The organism is Stenotrophomonas sp. 01N47 (assembly GCF_056399165.1).
This window is the reverse complement of record NZ_JBFTQU010000006.1, coordinates 33,588-49,531: the sequence shown is the minus strand read 5'-3', so window position 1 is coordinate 49,531 and position 15,944 is coordinate 33,588. Positions and strand designations below refer to the sequence as shown.

Annotated in this window: 15 protein-coding genes and 1 tRNA gene; 9 read left to right on the top strand and 7 right to left on the bottom strand. The window is 67.2% G+C overall.

Annotated features, from left to right (window positions below; translation table 11 throughout):
- Positions 1-3 precede the first annotated feature (3 nt).
- The 3 genes from rsmB to AC1DKR_RS13740 all read left to right on the top strand — a co-directional run bounded on the left by rsmB (position 4) and on the right by AC1DKR_RS13740 (position 4,479).
- Positions 4-1,335 (top strand): 16S rRNA (cytosine(967)-C(5))-methyltransferase RsmB, encoded by a 1,332-nt coding sequence (gene rsmB / locus AC1DKR_RS13750; protein WP_478033266.1) that lies wholly within the window; start codon positions 4-6, stop codon positions 1,333-1,335.
- Between the two features lie 22 nt (positions 1,336-1,357).
- Positions 1,358-3,070 (top strand): glycosyltransferase family 39 protein, encoded by a 1,713-nt coding sequence (locus tag AC1DKR_RS13745; RefSeq protein ID WP_442244507.1) that lies wholly within the window; start codon positions 1,358-1,360, stop codon positions 3,068-3,070.
- Positions 3,071-3,303: 233 nt separating this feature from the next.
- Positions 3,304-4,479, top strand: a complete 1,176-nt coding sequence (locus AC1DKR_RS13740) for an O-antigen ligase family protein (RefSeq protein WP_312787160.1) — start codon at positions 3,304-3,306, stop codon at positions 4,477-4,479.
- A 25-nt stretch (positions 4,480-4,504) separates the two neighbouring features.
- Here the strand turns inward: AC1DKR_RS13740 and AC1DKR_RS13735 are convergent, their stop codons facing one another.
- On the bottom strand, positions 4,505-5,311 hold the full coding sequence (locus AC1DKR_RS13735) for a glycosyltransferase family 2 protein (RefSeq protein ID WP_312110434.1): 807 nt from the start codon (positions 5,309-5,311) through the stop codon (positions 4,505-4,507).
- Between AC1DKR_RS13735 and AC1DKR_RS13730 the strand changes: the two genes are divergently transcribed.
- Positions 5,310-6,368, top strand: a complete 1,059-nt coding sequence (locus AC1DKR_RS13730; protein WP_478033322.1) for a CDP-glycerol glycerophosphotransferase family protein — start codon at positions 5,310-5,312, stop codon at positions 6,366-6,368. The two genes, AC1DKR_RS13735 and AC1DKR_RS13730, sit on opposite strands and share 2 nt — an antisense overlap.
- Positions 6,369-6,542: 174 nt before the next feature.
- On the opposite strand, the gene AC1DKR_RS13725 is transcribed toward AC1DKR_RS13730, so the two are convergent.
- The 4 genes from AC1DKR_RS13725 to AC1DKR_RS13710 all read right to left on the bottom strand — a co-directional run bounded on the left by AC1DKR_RS13725 (position 6,543) and on the right by AC1DKR_RS13710 (position 10,798).
- Positions 6,543-8,084: a PH domain-containing protein gene (locus AC1DKR_RS13725; protein ID WP_363734062.1), complete on the bottom strand. Its 1,542-nt coding sequence runs from the start codon at positions 8,082-8,084 to the stop codon at positions 6,543-6,545.
- Positions 8,081-8,557 carry a PH domain-containing protein gene (locus AC1DKR_RS13720; RefSeq protein ID WP_394123373.1) on the bottom strand — a complete coding sequence of 159 codons (477 nt, stop codon included), beginning with the start codon at positions 8,555-8,557 and terminating at the stop codon, positions 8,081-8,083. The genes AC1DKR_RS13725 and AC1DKR_RS13720 overlap by 4 nt, the downstream gene beginning before the upstream one ends.
- 112 nt (positions 8,558-8,669) lie before the next feature.
- Positions 8,670-9,803 carry a GTP cyclohydrolase II RibA gene (gene ribA / locus AC1DKR_RS13715; RefSeq protein ID WP_105164716.1) on the bottom strand — a complete coding sequence of 378 codons (1,134 nt, stop codon included), beginning with the start codon at positions 9,801-9,803 and terminating at the stop codon, positions 8,670-8,672.
- 74 nt (positions 9,804-9,877) lie between these two features.
- The gene (locus AC1DKR_RS13710; protein WP_025879049.1) at positions 9,878-10,798 is read right to left on the bottom strand and encodes a lauroyl acyltransferase; all 921 of its coding nucleotides are present in this window, start codon (positions 10,796-10,798) and stop codon (positions 9,878-9,880) included.
- Between the two features lie 60 nt (positions 10,799-10,858).
- Here AC1DKR_RS13710 and dtd point away from each other — a divergent pair, with 60 nt between their 5' ends.
- From dtd to AC1DKR_RS13690, 4 genes are all read left to right on the top strand, one after another.
- Entirely contained in the window at positions 10,859-11,299 is a 441-nt protein-coding gene (dtd, locus tag AC1DKR_RS13705; RefSeq protein ID WP_478033265.1) for a D-aminoacyl-tRNA deacylase, read from the top strand.
- A gap of 90 nt (positions 11,300-11,389) precedes the next feature.
- Complete coding sequence (gene rpoD, locus AC1DKR_RS13700) at positions 11,390-13,240, top strand: RNA polymerase sigma factor RpoD (RefSeq protein WP_312111186.1); 1,851 nt, start codon at positions 11,390-11,392, stop codon at positions 13,238-13,240.
- Between the two features lie 275 nt (positions 13,241-13,515).
- Positions 13,516-13,827 carry a hypothetical protein gene (locus tag AC1DKR_RS13695; RefSeq protein WP_478033264.1) on the top strand — a complete coding sequence of 104 codons (312 nt, stop codon included), beginning with the start codon at positions 13,516-13,518 and terminating at the stop codon, positions 13,825-13,827.
- A 44-nt stretch (positions 13,828-13,871) separates the two neighbouring features.
- Positions 13,872-13,947, top strand: a tRNA-Ile gene (locus AC1DKR_RS13690).
- Between the two features lie 29 nt (positions 13,948-13,976).
- Here AC1DKR_RS13690 and AC1DKR_RS13685 read toward each other — a convergent pair.
- Positions 13,977-14,384, bottom strand: a complete 408-nt coding sequence (locus AC1DKR_RS13685; protein ID WP_312787328.1) for a DUF6326 family protein — start codon at positions 14,382-14,384, stop codon at positions 13,977-13,979.
- Between the two features lie 23 nt (positions 14,385-14,407).
- Positions 14,408-15,106: a DUF4386 domain-containing protein gene (locus tag AC1DKR_RS13680; RefSeq protein WP_363731402.1), complete on the bottom strand. Its 699-nt coding sequence runs from the start codon at positions 15,104-15,106 to the stop codon at positions 14,408-14,410.
- Here AC1DKR_RS13680 and AC1DKR_RS13675 point away from each other — a divergent pair.
- The gene (locus AC1DKR_RS13675; protein ID WP_363731405.1) at positions 15,105-15,935 is read left to right on the top strand and encodes a hypothetical protein; all 831 of its coding nucleotides are present in this window, start codon (positions 15,105-15,107) and stop codon (positions 15,933-15,935) included. The two genes, AC1DKR_RS13680 and AC1DKR_RS13675, sit on opposite strands and share 2 nt — an antisense overlap.
- Positions 15,936-15,944 lie beyond the last annotated feature (9 nt).

Sequence of the window (15,944 nt, the reverse complement as noted above, 5' to 3'; positions counted from 1 at the left end):
CGGGTGAGCAAGGCAAACGATTTCTCCATCGCCAAGGCGGCGCCGGGCGCGGCCACCCGCATGCTGGCGGCGCGCGTGCTGGCCCAGGTGTTCACCCGCGGTCGTTCGCTCAAGGCCGAGCTGGCCTGGGCGCTGCCCAAGCTGGCCGACACCCGCGACCGCGCACTGCTTGAAGCGTTGTGCTTTGCGGTGCTGCGCCGTCGCAGCACCTATGACGCTGCCCTGCAGGCGTGGATGCAGAAGCCGCTGTCCGCACGCGATGCCGACCTGCGCACGCTGCTGATGGTGGGCTTCGCCCAGCTGGATGTGCTGGAACTGCCCGCCCATGCGGCGCTGTCGGCGACGGTCGATGCTGCCCGCGCACTTGGCCGTGAACGCCAGGCGGGTCTGGTCAATGCGATCCTGCGACGGGCCCAGCGCGAGGGCTTCCCCGAACAACCGGCACGCGACGCATTTCCGGTCTGGCTGGCCGAGGCCATCGAGCGCGACTGGCCGACACAGGCCGAGGCGATCTTCGCTGCCAGCCTGCAGCCGGCGCCGCTTTGGCTGCGTGCCAACCGCCAGCAGGGCGGGCGCGAGAAGATGATGGCGGCCTTGGCCGAGGCGGGCATTGCCGCCGAAGCCAGCCCACTGAGCGCCGATGCGCTGCGGCTGGCCGTGCCGGTTCCGGTGAACCAGCTGCCCGGTTTCGGCGAAGGCCTGCTGTCGGTGCAGGATCTGTCGGCGCAGTGTGCTGCTGACGCGCTGGCGCCGCCGACTGGCAGCCGCGTGCTCGACGCATGTGCCGCCCCGGGCGGCAAGTCGGCGCACCTGCTCGAGCGTGACCCCAGCCTGCAATTGCTGGCGCTGGATATCGATGCGCGTCGTCTGGCGCGCGCCAAGGATACGTTCGCCCGTACCGGTGTGGGCGAAGGCGCGCAGGTGCAGGTGGCCGATGCCAGCGATCCGGGGGCATGGTGGGACGGCGTTCCGTTCGACGCGATCCTGCTGGACGCACCGTGCTCGGCCACCGGCGTCATCCGCCGGCAGCCGGACGTGATGTTCCATCGGCGGGCGGAAGACATTGACGCGCTGGTCGGCATCCAGGCCCGGTTGCTGGAAGCCTGCTGGTCGATGCTGCGCCCAGGTGGCGTGCTGCTTTATGCCACCTGCTCGATCCTGCGCGCGGAGAACGTCGATCAGGTGAAGGGCTTCCTGAAATGGCACGCGGATGCGGAAGCGGTCGCGCTGGATGACGCATTTGGTCTGGACTGTGACGGTATCGCGCGCCAGCGTCTGCCCGGTGAAAACGATGCTGACGGATTTTTCTACGCGCGTCTGCTAAAAAAGGGCTGACCCAACCGCAGTCCGAGCCCCCATGCTGAAAACCCGTGCATCACGCCAGACGTGGCTGTTCGTTGTGATGGCCCTGTTGGTGTTGGGTGCCGGCCTGGGACTACGCGATCCTTGGCCCTCGGACGAACCGCGCTTCGCCCTGGTCGCCAAGCAGATGGTGGACAGCGGCGACTGGCTGTTCCCGCACCGTGGGCTGGAGCTGTACTCGGACAAGCCGCCGATGCTGATGTGGTGGCAGGCCACGCTGTACAGCGTGGTCGGCAACTGGCGGGTGGCGTTCCTGCTGCCCTCGCTGATCGCTGCACTCGGCACGCTGTGGTGCGTGGTCGATCTGGGCCGGCGTCTGTGGACGCGCCAGGTCGGGCTGTATGCGGGCTGGGCGCTGCTGTTCGCCCTGCAGTTCACCTTCCAGTCGAAGAAGGCGCAGATCGACCCGCTGGTGGTGTTGTTCATCACCCTGGCCAATTACGGTCTGCTGCGCCACCTGCTGCTGGGGCCCGCCTGGCGCTGGTGGTGGTTGGGCTGGTTCTTTGCCGGCATCGGGGTGATCACCAAGGGCGTGGGCGTGATCGCGCTGCTGATGATCGTGCCAGCGGTGATCGGTTCGGCGCTGCACTGGCCGCGGGTGCGGCTGCATGCACGCGACCTGCGCTTCTGGTTGGCGCCGTTGGCGTTCGTGCTGGCCGTCGCGCTGTGGCTGGTGCCGATGGTGATGACCGCGTTGGCGACCCGCTCCGGCGAGTACCTGGCGTACATGAACGACATCCTGTTCCGGCAGACCGCCAAGCGCTATGCGCAATCTTGGGACCACCACCAGCCCTGGTGGTACTTCCTGGGCACCATGCCGTCGATGTGGATTCCCGCCTTCCTGGCGGTGCCGTGGGCGATCCCCGCCTGGCGGCGCCGGCTGCAGCGTCGGGACGCGCGCTATCTGTTGCTGCTGGGCTGGTGGGCGCTGATCGTGCTGTTCTTCTCGATCCCCAATGGCAAGCGCGACGTCTACATCCTGCCGGCGCTGCCGATGTTCTGCCTGGCGCTGGCGCCGTTGCTGCCGGGGCTGCTGCGCCGGCGCGATGTGCAATGGCTGCTGGGCGCGTTCACCCTGCTGCTGTCGCTGGGGACGTTGGCCGCCGGATTGTCTGCCCTGCTGGGCAAGCCCGGCTTCGAAGTGCGGCTGATGCAGACGCGGGGCATCGGCAATGGCGAGATGAACGCCCTGGCCTGGGCGGCCATGGCAATGGGCGGCTGGGGTGTGGCCAGCCTGCTGTTGTTCGGGCGTGATCGCCGTCAGCTGGCGCTGGTTTCGACCCTCACTGCCGTGTGGGTGCTGTACAGCCTGATCGGCTATCCGCTGCTGAATGATTCAAGTTCCGCCCGCGGCCTGATGCGGCACACCGGCCAGCGTATCGGCGCCGATGCGGAGCTGGGGCTGGTGGCCTGGAAAGAGCAGAATCTGCTGATGGCAGACCGCCCGGCAGCCACCTTCGGTTTCAACGAGCCCTGGGATGCACAGCTGGCTGCGGCGGTGGAATGGCAACAGCTGGCGCCCCGGCGCCGCTGGTTGCTGGTCCACCAAGACGCGCTGCTGCCCTGCATCGACCGCGACCGTGCCGAGCTGGCCGGGATCGCCAACCGCCGCCGTTGGTGGCTGGTACCGGCCACTGCGGTGCAGGGCCGGTGCGTGGCCAGCGCGGAGGAGCGCGAACGTGAACGGCGATTGCAGCGTGAGGAATAACCACCCTGGCCCGCGCTTGTCCAGACTGCCCAAGCGGCAGCAAAGGCAGTAAAACGTCAGCGTGGGATCGGCCGTATCGGCGATCCCGTTCATTCCGCCGGATTGCAGCGAACTTTTTCGACGTGGCAGCTTCAAAGCACAACCTGGAATCCACGATCGGCGATCCGCTGGGCGTCCCCGCAGGGAGGCGTCCGCGTGCGGCGCACTGGCTGGCGCAGATCGGCCTGTTCTGCATGCCGGCGCTGGTGCTGACGATTCCGATCAATCTGTTGCCCTACGCGCTGCTGCTGCTGGTCAGCACGGCGATGGTGCCCGGCCTGCTGTGGCAGGCCCGGCGTATGGACATGCAGCCGATCAAGGTCCTCAGCTGGCTGATGCTGGCGGTGGTGGTGATGGCCCTCGTGTCGGTCGTGCTGTTCGAACAGGGCCTGCGCGATGTCGACAATCGATCCCGCTTCCTGGTCATCCCGTGGATCGCACTGTGGGTGTGTGCGCTGCGCCCGGACATGCGCTGGCTGTGGCGCGGTGCATTGGCCGGGCTGGTGGGCACCTTCGTGCTTTCGGCGCTGCAGGTGGCCCAGGGCGCGCCACGCGCCGAACTGTTCACCAACGCGATCGTGCTCGCCGACATCGTGATGATGCTGATGGTGTTGCTGGTGTTCTGCCGGCCGTCGCGGCGCTGGTCGCTGGTAATCGTCGGCATGGCCGCCGGGTGCGGAACCATCATCCTGACCGGAAGCCGGGGCGTGTTCGCGGCTCTGCTGGCGCTGCTGGTGGTGCTGGCACTGAGCCTGCGCTGGCGCACCGGCGTGGCGCGTCTTTCAGTGCTTGCCGGCATGCTGGCCATCGGCGCGACCCTGCTGCTGTCGGTGCCCGAACTGCGCCACCAGGTGCGGTTGTCCGAACTGCACAGCGATGTGCAGCGCATGGAGCAGGGTGACAGTGACTCTTCGGCCGGGGCGCGCGTCGAGCGCCTGCAGGTGGCGTGGGAGACCTTCCTCGATCATCCGTTGACCGGGGTAGGCATCGGCCACTTCGACACGGCCATGAAGCGGGTGCCGGTCTGCCGCGAGAACCCGCAGGAAATCCGCTGCCACCTGCGCCATGCGCACAACGATCTGGCCGAGTGGGGAGCTACCCAGGGCCTGCCGGGCGTGTTGCTGCTTCTGGCCGTGTATGGCGTGCCCCTCTGGGTATTCGTACGCCTGCACCGGCGCAGCGGGCACATCACCTTCCGTGGCCCCGCCGCCGCCGGCGTGATGGTGGTGGTGTCCTACATCCTGTGCGGGTTGACCCAGTCGATGTTCGCGCACCAGATGACCGCAAGCTTCTACGTCACCATCGTCGGCCTGCTGACCGGCCTGTCGATCGTGGAAGGTGCCCGGCACAGGGCAAAGATCGCGCCGTAGCGTCCAGCCCTGGCCGACTTCCCGTTCAGGGGTTGGGAGGGTCGGACACGGCCTGACCGTTGCCCAGCATCCACAGCATGATGGTCTTCTGCCGCACATAGTTGGCGCGCACATAGGCATACACCAGGCCATGCCAGCCATCGCGGAAGCCGCCACGGAACAGGAAGCCGCGCCAGAACCGCCAGGCTGGCGCCAGTACCAGCTTGCCGAGGGTGGCCCGCTTGCCGCGCGCGAACTCGTGCTCGGCCATCATCCGTGCGTACTTCTCGGTCTTGGCCAGCTGCTGCTGCAGCGAGCGGTAGGGGAAGTGGATGAGGTCCCCGCGCAGGGTGCCGACGGTGCCATCGACGCTGGCCGCCTCATGGATCTCGCGCTTGCCGCGCCAGCCGCCCTGGCGGCGGTCGAACAGGCGCAGCACCCGGTCCGGATAGGCATTGCCGTGGCGCAGGAACCTGCCGAAGTACTCCGACAGGCGCGCGAAGCGGTAACCCGCATGACCTGCAAAGCCGCCGTCGCGGGCCTGCTCGATGGCCGTGCGCAGTTCCGGGCTGATGCGCTCGTCGGCGTCCAGGCACAGTACCCACTCGTGGGTGGCCTGCTCGACGCAGAACGCCTTCTGGCTGCGAAAGCCATCGAACGGACGCTGCAGCACGCGGGCGCCGGCAGCCTCGGCGATGGCCACCGTGGCGTCGGTGGACAGGGAGTCCACCACCACGATCTCATCGCAGAAGGCCAGCGAGGCCAGGCAGTCGCCGATGCGCCCGGCCTCGTTGAACGCGATAATGCAGGCCGAGATGCGAGGCCGTTCGATGGGAGCGGTCGTGGAGGACATGATGGCCGGGTACCTGTTGTTTGCGACGGAGCGCTATGCGCTGCCTATTCTCGCCCCGTTGGTGCAGGCCTTGCACGCTTCCGGCCAGGAAGTGGCGGCCTGGTTCGAAGATGGCGCGGCCGGCAGCCAGTTGCCCGGCGTGCCCAACATCGGCCTGAAGCAGGCCCTGGCGATGCGGCCGCGGGCGGTGTTCAGCGCGGCCAACTGGGTGCCGACCTTCCTGTCGGGGGCCAAGGTGCAGCTGTTCCATGGCTTCAACGTGGAAAAACGCGACAGTGCGCGTGGCCACTTCCGGGTGCGCGGCATGTTCGACCTGTACTGCACGCAGGGCCCTGCCACCACCGCGCCGTTCCGCGAGATCGCGGCAGTGCAGGGCCATTTCGCCGTAGCGGAAACCGGCTGGCCGAAGCTGGACCCGCTGTTCCGCGACGACGGCGGCGACAGTGCCGCGTTGCGCAATGCAGCCGGTGGACGCCCGGTGATCCTGTTCGGTTCAACCTTCACCGAGCGCTTGAGCGCCGCTCCGCACCTGCATGCGCAGATCGCGGCCGACATCGCCGCCGGGCAGCACTACTGGCTGCTGACCCTGCATCCGAAGTGCCCGCCGGAACTGTTCGAACGCTACCGCGCGCTGGCCGGCGCCAATGCGCGGTTCATCGAACCGGAGCAGGTGATGGCCGCCCAGCGCGCCGCCGACGTGCTGGTATCGGACACCTCATCGATCGTTTCCGAGTTCATCGTCCAGCACAAGCCGGTGGTGACCTTCCGCAACCGCGTGCCGAAGCCGCATATGATCGATTTCGACGATCCGCAGCAGTTGCCGGCAATGCTGGCGCGCGCGCTGCATCCCGATGCTGCGTTGCAGGCGGAGATCGTGCGCTACGCCGATGCCATCCACCCCTACCGCGATGGCCTGTCCAGCGAGCGGGTGATCGCCGCCACCGAGGATTTCCTGTCCGGCGAGATGGGCACGCTGCGTCGCAAGCCGTTTGGCAGTTGGGTCCGGGACCTGCAGATCCGCAAGGACCTAGGCTACTGGGGGCCGTCGCAGCGTTGATGTGGGTAGTGCCGGCCGCTGGCCGGCAACCACCGGAATGCCTGCGTTTGCCGGCCAGCGGCCGGCACTACCGTTGATCCACGCCATGCGTGGGGGGGCAGTAGATCCACGCCATGCGTGGATGGTGCAGTAGATCCACGCCATGCGTGGATGGCGGTTCAACGATCGGCCGCGCTACCAGCGCAGCTTGCGCCGCGCCAGCGCCGTGGCCAGTTCTTCCATCAACGCATGCGCGCGCGCCTGCGGCAGATAGCGCAGTGCCAGTGCCACATCGCCATGCGCACCGGCGGTGTCCAGCTGCAGGCTGGCCGTACCCAGCAGCTTGTCCAGCGGCGAACGCTGCAGGCGCAGGCCCTGCACCTTGTCCAGCTCGGCCCAGCGCCACCAGCGCTTCCACCAGCCACCGCGCACCGCCACGAACTGGCCATCCAGGTGCCAGCCCATCCGTGCCATCTGCCGGTGCGCGATCAACAGGCTGACCGGCAGCCAGGCCAGCAGTGCCAAGGCCGGCAGGCCCCAGCGCCAGTACAGCGCGGCGGTCAGCAACGGCACCACCAGCAAGGTGGACAGCGACAATCGCCACCAACCGCGTTGCGGTATCGGCTGCCACTGCTGTGGTGGCCATTGCAGCTGTGGTAGCAGATGGCGCACCAGGTCGTCGCAGGTGCCCGCGCCAGCCAGAGGAGCAAGTTCGCGCAGCGCGCGGTCGTCGTCGCGCGCGGGGCCACCGGCGGCGCTGTCGATACGCAGCTGGCGCAACCCGAACCAGCGCTGCAGGGTGCTCTCGCCCAGCGTCCATGCCTGGATGCGGCGGCGCGCGACGCTGCTGCGGGTGCGGCTGAGCAGGCCGGTGGAGACGGTCAGGCGCCGCTCGCGCTCACTGAGGGTGAAGCCGTGATAGCGCAGCAGCGTCAACACCACCGACAGCACCCGCAACAACAGCCAGCCCAGCAGCAACGCGGCCGCCAACAGCACCAGCCCACCGGTCACCCCGGCATGCAGATGGCTGGCGTAGCCGAAGGCCTCGCGCCCGCCGCGCTGGATGGCATCGTCCATCGTCTGGCGCGGTACGGTCTGGAACAGGACGCCGAAGGCGGCGATCGCCAGCGCCCAGCCACGGTTGGACAGCAAGCCCATGCGCAGCACATCCCAGCTCGACAGGCGCAGCAGTACCTGCTCGTCGTCGGATGGCACGACACCGGCAGCCGGCGCGTCGCCCGGCGTTGGCTCGGGCACTTGCCCACGCTGGCGCACCAGCTGTTCCAGGGCCAACGCCTGGTCCAGCCGCAGCACGCGCATCTCCGCTTCCGGGCGCACGCCACCGGCCGATTCCAGGCGCAGTTCGGCAACCCCGAACAACCGGTGCAACGGGTTCTGCCGCACTTCCACGTTGTGGATGCGGGCGAAGGGAATCTCGCGCCGGTTGCGCGCCAGCAGGCCGCTGCGCACGGTGATCGCATCGTTGCCGATGCGATAGCGGTAGCTGAGGTACTGCAGCACCGACACCAGCACCAGCGCGGCGATGGCGGTCAACGGGATCAACTGTGCCCACATCGGATCGCGGTCGCCGCGTTGGCCGAACACCAGCAACGCGACCAGTGGCAGGAAATAGTGGCGCAGCTGCATAAGCAGTACGAACAGCCACGACCACGGGTGCAGTCGATGCTCTTCGCCACCGCTGGGCAGCGACGGCGGCAGGGGCGGCGGCAGGCTCACAGGGCGTCGGCGTCCTGGTCGAGCTGATGGGCCAGGGTGTCACGCAGGCGCTCGGCATCGGCTTCGTCCAGGCCGCTGACGGTGACCGCACTCAGGCGGGTGCCGGCGGTGTGCACGATCAACGTGGCCAAGCCTGCACGCCGCTCCAGGGGCCCGCGACGCAGGTCCAGGTGCTGCACGCGCGAAATGGGGATGCGGGTCTCCAGCTGCCACATCAGGTCGCGGCGCAGGCCCAGACCCTGCGCGTCCAGCCGCCAGCGGGTGCGGGTCATACGGCGATGACCGATCCAGCCACCGAAGGCGAGGCCGACCAGCAGGCCCAGCATCGCCGCCCACAGACCACCCGGAAGATCGAAGAACCACCAGAGGGCGACCAGCGGTGCGCCGGGGATGAACAGACCGCCGAAGGCGCCCTCCAGTGCCGCCAACCGCGCAGCGCGCCGCGGCAGGGGGTGCCAGTGGTCGAGGGGCATTTCGGTGGCAGCAACAGGCAAAGGAAGTTCGGTCACACGGGCGTCCGTCGGGCAGCAGGGCGGGCAGGCGCGGTGATGGCCGCACCGCGCAGACGTTAGCAGGTCGCCCGCGTTACTGGGCGGCCTGGATCAGCGCGTCGACATCCAGCAGATGGCCGGCGCGGTCGGCCTTGGTGCGCAGGTAGTGCTCGTTCTCGGCGGTGATCTCGCCGGTGACCGGAATGCAGTCCAGCACTTCGATGCCGGCATTGCGCAGGCGCTGTGCCTTGGTCGGGTTGTTGCTGAGCAGGGCAACACGGGATACACCCAGCCCGCGCAGCATCGCCACCGCGCTGCCATAGCGGCGCTCGTCGGCGCCGAAGCCCAGCTGCGCATCGGCGTCGATGGTATCCAGGCCGTCATGCTGGTAACCGTAGGCGCGCATCTTCGCGGCGATGCCGGTACCGCGGCCTTCCTGGTCCAGGTACAGCAGCACGCCGCCGCCCAGTTCTTTCAGTTTGCGCAGGCCGCGCCGCAGCTGGTCGCCGCAATCGCACTTGAGCGAACCGAACAGGTCGCCGGTGAGGCAGGACGAATGCACGCGCACCGGCACCACCGCGGACAGGTCCGGTTCGCCGACGATGATCGCCACCTGGTCGCGCTGGGCGACGCCACCGCGGAACACCGCGAAGGTGGTCATGCCGACGTCGCGCAGCGGCACCGGCGAACGTGCCACCAGTTCGTAATCATGTGCGGCGTGCGCAGCGCCTTCGGCCAGATCGCACAGGGCAACCTCGGCCGCGCCATCGAACGTGGCGTCGTCTGCATCCAGGCGCACGGCCACCATCGCCGGCAACAGCAGGCCCAGCCGGGCCAGTTCCACCGCGCCGGCATCGAACGCATCGCCTGCACTCCAGGCTGCGGGCATCGGTCCGGGTTCGCGCAGGTAGCCCAGCGAGGGCAAGGCATCGAACGCAACGCCAGCCAGTGGCAGGCGCGCGCCCTCGGGCGCCTCCACGCCGAGCACGCGGGCGCGGGTGGCGGTCAGATACAGGTAATGGCGCTCGCGCGCGGCGCTGGCGAAGGCGGCAAAGCTGCTGGCAGTGGCACTGTCCAGCGCGATCACCGCCAGGCGCTGGCCCTGGCCATCGTGGAGCAGGACCGGGCGACCGGCGCGCAGTTCGGCGACCGCGCGCTCGCAGCGGATCGCTGCCGGATCACCGAACAGGGAGGAAGCAGACATGGCAGGACCGGGGGAGGCGGACATCGGTGTCTCTATGGGGGCGCCAGCGTCGTATTCAACGTGCTGCGGCGGTGTGTCGCAGGCCGGTGCAGCGGCTCTCAGTGCGGATGTTCGTCGGTCGCGTACGGGTCTTCCTCGCCGCTGCCCGGTGGCCGCAGCGTATAGCGCTTGTAGGTCCACTGGTACTGCGCCGGGTCGCGGCGGGCGATGCGTTCGATGCCCGCGTTGAGCGCGGTGGCCGCCACGTGCGGGTCCGGATCGGCCACGGCCGGGTCGGTCGGCTCGATGTGCAGGGCAAATTCCATGTCCGGGCCGATGCGCTCGCACCAGCCATACAGCACGGTCGCGCCGGTGCGCTCGGCCAGGCGGTTGACAAGGGTCATGGTCAACGCCTGCACGCCGAAGAACGGCACGAACACCCCGTCGCCGGCCTTGGGCTGCTGGTCGGGCAGGATGCCGGTGGCACCGCCGTCCTTGAGCACCTTGAACAGCTGGCGCACGGCCGGGCCTTCGGCACGCACCTGCTGCACGTTATCGCCGCCGCGCACGATCTGCAGGAAGGCATCGCTGGCCTCGTCCTCCGGCGGCTTGTAGACGATGGCGATCTGGCCGCGCGAGGCCAGCCACTGGTTCAGCAGCTCCCAGTTGCCGTAGTGCGGGGCCGCCACGATCACGCCCTTGCCGCTGGCCAGGGCCGCGTCGTACAGGGCCTGGCCGTGGCGCTCCTTCAGGTGCAGGCGCAGGTTGTCGGCGGGCTTCCGGCTCCACAGGCGCAGGGTCTCGATGGCCTGCAGGGCAGTGGAGCGCAGCAGTTCACGCTGCAGGCGGTCGCGCGCCGGCGCGTCCAGCTCGGGGTAGGCCAGTTCCAGGTTGCGGCGGGTGACGCGGCTCTCGCGGGCATCAAGGCGCACCCACGTCCAGGCCAGGGCGCGCGCGAACCCGCGCAGCAGTGGCCAGGGCAGGCGGGCGAACAGGGTGGTGGCGCGGTAGACCAGCCGGGCTTTGCGGTGTGGATTCATCGGCCCCAGTTTAGCCAAGGGCGCTGCTATCGTGGCCGGCCCTTGCCTGGAAGCCCGCCGATGCTCGTTCTGATTCAACGTGTCAGCCAGGCTGCCGTGCATGTGGAAGGTGAAGCGGTAGGGCAGATCGGCCCCGGCCTGCTGGCCCTGGTCGGCATGGAGCCGGGCGATACCGAGGCCCGGCTGCAACGGATGGCCGAACGCGTGCTCGGCTACCGTGTGTTTGCAGATGAGGCCGGCAAAATGAACCGCTCGCTGCGTGACACCGGCGGCGGCCTGCTGCTGGTCAGCCAGTTCACCCTGGCCGCGGATACCCGTTCCGGCATGCGGCCGAGCTTCACCAGCGCGGCACCGCCGCAGGAGGCTGAACGCGGGTTCAATCGATTTGTCGACATCTGTCGTGAAAATCACGCGCCGGGGGTGGAAACGGGCCGCTTCGGTGCCCATATGGTCGTCAGCCTGGTCAACGACGGTCCCGTGACCTTCCTCCTCAGGCCCTAGGCCGCCGGGACCACCGCCCGGCAGGCCGGGCCCCGGGCTGGTATAATGCTACGTTCCCTATTTCCCCCTAGCCGGTGGCGCGAGCACTACATGGCCAACGAACGTCCTGCCCAATCCGAAATCAAGCAACTGATCAGCAAGGGCCTGGAACAGGGCTACCTGACCTATGCCGAAGTCAATGACCATCTGCCGGACGACATGGTCGACCCGGAACAGATCGAAGACATCATCGGCATGATCAACGGCATGGGCATTGATGTCCATGAAGTTGCTCCGGATGTGGAAACCCTGCTTCTCAACGACGGCAACACGGGCAACCGTGAGGTCGACGACACCGCAGCCGAAGAAGCTGCCGCCGCGCTGAGCGCGCTCGACACCGAAGGTGGCCGTACCACCGACCCGGTGCGCATGTACATGCGCGAAATGGGTACCGTCGAGCTGCTGACCCGCGAAGGCGAAATCGCCATTGCCAAGCGCATCGAAGAAGGCCTGTCCCAGGTCCAGGCCGCTCTCGGCCAGTTCCCGGTGTCGGTCGAGTCGCTGCTGACCGATTACGAAGCGCACAAGGAAGGCCGCAAGCGCCTTGCCGAAGTGATCGTCGGCTTCAATGACCTGTCCGAGGAAGTGCCGGCCCCGGCTGCTGCCGTGGCCGATGACGCGGACGACGCCGATGCCGACGCCGACGAGGAAGAGGACGATGTCGACGGCGGCGATGAAGAAGCCGCGCCGACCGGTCCGGATCCGGAGGAAGTCGCCGCGCGCATGCAGGCGCTGGGCGATGCCCTCAACGCCTTCAAGAAGGCCGTTGCCAAGGGCGACAAGAAGAACCTGCTGAAGCTCCGCGAGGAGATGTCGGCGGTGTTCGTCACCCTGAAGCTGCCGCTTCCGCTGACGGACGTGCTGACCAAGCAGCTGCGCGACACCATGGGCAGCGTCAAGGCCCACGAGCGCCGCGTGCTGAACCTGGCCACCGTCACTGCCCGCATGCCGCGCAAGGACTTCATCCGTTCCTGGGAAGGCAACCAGACCAACCTGGAATGGGTGGAAGACGCACTGAAGCGCAAGCAGAAGTGGTCTTCGGCGCTGCGTGAAGTGAAGGACCAGATCGTGTCCGAGCAGCAGGCCACCATCGACATCGAGAAGGTCACCCTGCTGGACCTGGACGAGCTGAAGGAACTCAGCCGTGCCATGGCCTATGGCGAAGCCAAGGCGCGCAAGGCCAAGAAGGAAATGGTCGAGGCCAACCTGCGCCTGGTGATCTCCATCGCCAAGAAGTACACCAACCGCGGCCTGCAGTTCCTCGACCTGATCCAGGAAGGCAACATCGGCCTGATGAAGGCCGTGGACAAGTTCGAGTACCGCCGCGGCTACAAGTTCTCCACGTATGCGACCTGGTGGATCCGCCAGGCCATCACCCGTTCGATCGCCGACCAGGCGCGCACCATCCGTATTCCGGTGCACATGATCGAAACGATCAACAAGTTGAACCGCATTTCCCGCCAGATGCTCCAGCAGTACGGCCGCGAGGCTACGCCGGAGGAGCTGGCCAAGGAAATGGACATGCCGGAAGACAAGATCCGCAAGGTGATGAAGATCGCCAAGGAGCCGATCTCGATGGAAACCCCGATCGGCGACGACGAGGATTCCCATCTGGGCGACTTCATCGAGGACACCAACGTGGAGTCCCCGATCGAGAACACCACCAACATCAACCTGTCTGAAACCGTGCGCGACGTGCTGGCCGGCCTCACCCCGAGGGAAGCCAAGGTGCTGCGCATGCGCTTCGGCATCGACATGAACACCGACCACACCCTCGAGGAAGTCGGCAAGCAGTTCGACGTCACCCGCGAGCGCATCCGCCAGATCGAAGCGAAGGCCCTGCGCAAGCTGCGTCACCCGAGCCGTTCGGAGCAGCTGCGCAGCTTCCTGGATATCGATTGATCTCCAGCGAATGCTGACGTGTTGAGAGAAACCCCGCTTCGGCGGGGTTTTTCTTTGGGGGATCCGGTGTGGAGTTGCGGCCATGCTCGGCTCCCGTTGGCGTTGACGCATCCGCCCTTTGACGTTCCGGGGCGACAAACGCACTCTGGCGTCGCAGGTGCTCAACACACCTCGTGGGCGGGCCGGATCACCGGCACCGAGGCGGACGCGCTGCGGGGACACGTGCAATGCGTGTATCTGCGGCATCAACCCTGTTGAGCATCTGGAGCTTGGCCATGAAGGCTGTTGAACACGATGTGCCTGTTGTTGCTGCCCTGGATTTCCCGCCGTTGATGACGTGGGAGGACGTCATGCAGGACGAGCTGGAGGATCGGCTGGGCTTCGCCCGACGGGCCACGCTGGCGCTGCTGACGCAATCGGGAAAACAGTTGGTTGCGGGGTTTGCCAGTGGCAACCCGAAGGGACTGGAGGGCGCAATGAAGGCGGTGGCGCTGTTCCAGGCGCATCTGCAGGAGATGGAGCGGTTGGCGGGGATGGCGGAGAGACGGTTGCAGCGTGTTGGCGAGGCGCTTGCTGCTGCCGACTGAGTAGCCGACTCCGGCCGTGCTCCACTACACTGTGACGCTGCGCAGGGCCTATAGCTCAACGGTTAGAGCAGGGGACTCATAATCCCTTGGTTCCAGGTTCGAATCCTGGTGGGCCCACCACATTGATCGCGCAATGACCCTCCGTTGCGTCACACCCTAGGCCAGCGCCAGGCCAGTACGCAGATCGCCAGCGAAACCACGATTTCAATAGCCCCCAGCGTGATGTAGAACCACCAGGCGCCGGGCATGGTCAGCACCATGATCGCGGTGTAGAACAGCCCAAACAGGATGTTCAACCATCGGGTCAGTCGGGCGGGCGCAAGCAGGGATACCGCCACCATCAGGCCGGGGATGGCCAGCATCAATGCCGTGGCAACCAGCGTGCCCTCATTGACCGGACCGACCGGGCCCGCGCCGTTGATCATGCCCTGCAATTTGCCTGGCACGTAAAGGCCGAAATAGTCGCCGTAGATGTAGCAGAACATCAGAGCCGCCCACAGCGCGGACAGCCTGAAACGGACATGGATGCGGATGTCGTGCAGTGCGCCGGATGCCATCGAGAAATCCTCGGATAGGAGCGTCAGATTGTCGCGCGCACGCGTGCACGCACACCGACCACAAGCAGCCACAGACAGATGCCGATCTCGCCCAGCGATGCGGGCGCGGTCGCGTAGTTGGAGAAGGCCATTACGGCATAGCCGGGTACCAGTAGTTCGCCGAACACGTTGGCCGCATACCCCAGGCAGCCCAGCATCAACAGCACGCCAAAGACCTTCGGCAGCACGCCGGATTTGAAGACCAGCCAGCCGAACGGCAGCAGCCACAGTCCCCAGAACAATGAAGCGATGTGGACGCCGTTGCTCCAGGACTGCAGTGACTGCAGGGCCATCGCATTGCGCACCTCAGGGGCAACCAGTGCGCTGAAGCGCGTATCGGTCAGCACCGCCAGTGCATCCAGCCGATGGCTTGCAGCAACAAGCGCGATGGGCACCGCAGTGACGGCAAGCGCAACCATCGCCACCGCTGTGGCGCGATGCACGTGCTGCAGCAGACGGAACAGGATCAGGGGCAGCAGCAGGAAGGCGACCTGCTCGATCAGGAAGGCGGCAACGCCCCACTGGAACAGCTGCTGGTGGGCCACCAGGTTGCCCAACATCGCCTGCGGGTCTCCCGCCACGCGCAGCTGCCCTGGTACATAGCCCAGACTGAAGATGCCGGTGACCACCACCAGCAGGTACACCGCACCCGCGCCGCGGCTGATTGCACGTTCCGTTGCCATGTCCGGTACCCGCACAGGCCCAGAAGGTGGGCAGCCCGCACGCTACGAGAAGCATCGGCCGGCGGTGACTGCCAGAAGTCAGGGGGACAGCTGGCATCGCAGGTGCCGCGCCCCCGCCCGTGATCCCGGCTTCACGCCCCGCACGCTATCCACGGCGGTCATGGACCTCATACGACTGCTGCGATCGCTGGAAGAATTCCTCTACGAGCTGGTCGGCTGGCTGGTGTTCTATCCGCGGATGTTCTGGCGGGTACTGATTCACCCCGGCGAGGTCGCCCTCTACACCCGCCGCGAGCTCGGCAAGGATCTGGAGCACAGGTTTTCCGATGCGATCAGCCCGGTGCTGATGCTGATCCTGTCGGTGGCCATCGCCCATGCGCTGGAGATGGCGCTGCGCATGTCCTCGCCCCGACTCAGTACGCCGATGGGGCAGCTGCTTTTCAGCAGCGAGCAGGGGCTGCTGCTCACCCGCTCTGCGGTGTTCTGCGTGTACGCGCTCGGCGCGGCCCTGGGCACGCTTCGGCGCCAGCGGCTGCCCGTGAACCGCGAGACGCTGCGCGAGCCCTTCTCCATCCAGGCGTTCATCGCATGCCCCTTCGTGGTGGCACTCGCGCTGGCGCAGGCGGCAGCCGCGTCCCCGGCGCAGGCCGGTCCGTTCACCGCGCCAGCCATCGGCGCGCTGGCGGTGGCGTGGTACCTGTGGGCGCGCATGCGGGCCTTCGTGGCCTTGAATGGAGGGTCGGCGCTGCGTGCGCTCGGCTCGGTAATGGTCTCGTTCCTGCTGACGACGATCGGGGTTGTCGGCCTGTTTGCTGCCGTCATCCTCTGATCTTCAACC

Bases quoted from the DNA above. Each gene is read 5' to 3' on its own strand.
- AC1DKR_RS13695 (WP_478033264.1), top strand. From the start codon at position 13,516: ATGAAGGCTGTTGAACACGATGTGCCTGTTGTTGCTGCCCTGGATTTC.
- dtd (WP_478033265.1), top strand. From the start codon at position 10,859: ATGCTCGTTCTGATTCAACGTGTCAGCCAGGCTGCCGTGCATGTGGAA.
- AC1DKR_RS13680 (WP_363731402.1), bottom strand. From the start codon at position 15,106: ATGGCAACGGAACGTGCAATCAGCCGCGGCGCGGGTGCGGTGTACCTG.
- AC1DKR_RS13675 (WP_363731405.1), top strand. From the start codon at position 15,105: ATGTCCGGTACCCGCACAGGCCCAGAAGGTGGGCAGCCCGCACGCTAC.
- ribA (WP_105164716.1), bottom strand. From the start codon at position 9,803: ATGTCCGCCTCCCCCGGTCCTGCCATGTCTGCTTCCTCCCTGTTCGGT.
- AC1DKR_RS13730 (WP_478033322.1), top strand. From the start codon at position 5,310: ATGATGGCCGGGTACCTGTTGTTTGCGACGGAGCGCTATGCGCTGCCT.
- AC1DKR_RS13735 (WP_312110434.1), bottom strand. From the start codon at position 5,311: ATGTCCTCCACGACCGCTCCCATCGAACGGCCTCGCATCTCGGCCTGC.
- AC1DKR_RS13710 (WP_025879049.1), bottom strand. From the start codon at position 10,798: ATGAATCCACACCGCAAAGCCCGGCTGGTCTACCGCGCCACCACCCTG.
- AC1DKR_RS13720 (WP_394123373.1), bottom strand. From the start codon at position 8,557: ATGCCCCTCGACCACTGGCACCCCCTGCCGCGGCGCGCTGCGCGGTTG.
- AC1DKR_RS13685 (WP_312787328.1), bottom strand. From the start codon at position 14,384: ATGGCATCCGGCGCACTGCACGACATCCGCATCCATGTCCGTTTCAGG.
- AC1DKR_RS13745 (WP_442244507.1), top strand. From the start codon at position 1,358: ATGCTGAAAACCCGTGCATCACGCCAGACGTGGCTGTTCGTTGTGATG.
- AC1DKR_RS13740 (WP_312787160.1), top strand. From the start codon at position 3,304: ATGCCGGCGCTGGTGCTGACGATTCCGATCAATCTGTTGCCCTACGCG.
- rpoD (WP_312111186.1), top strand. From the start codon at position 11,390: ATGGCCAACGAACGTCCTGCCCAATCCGAAATCAAGCAACTGATCAGC.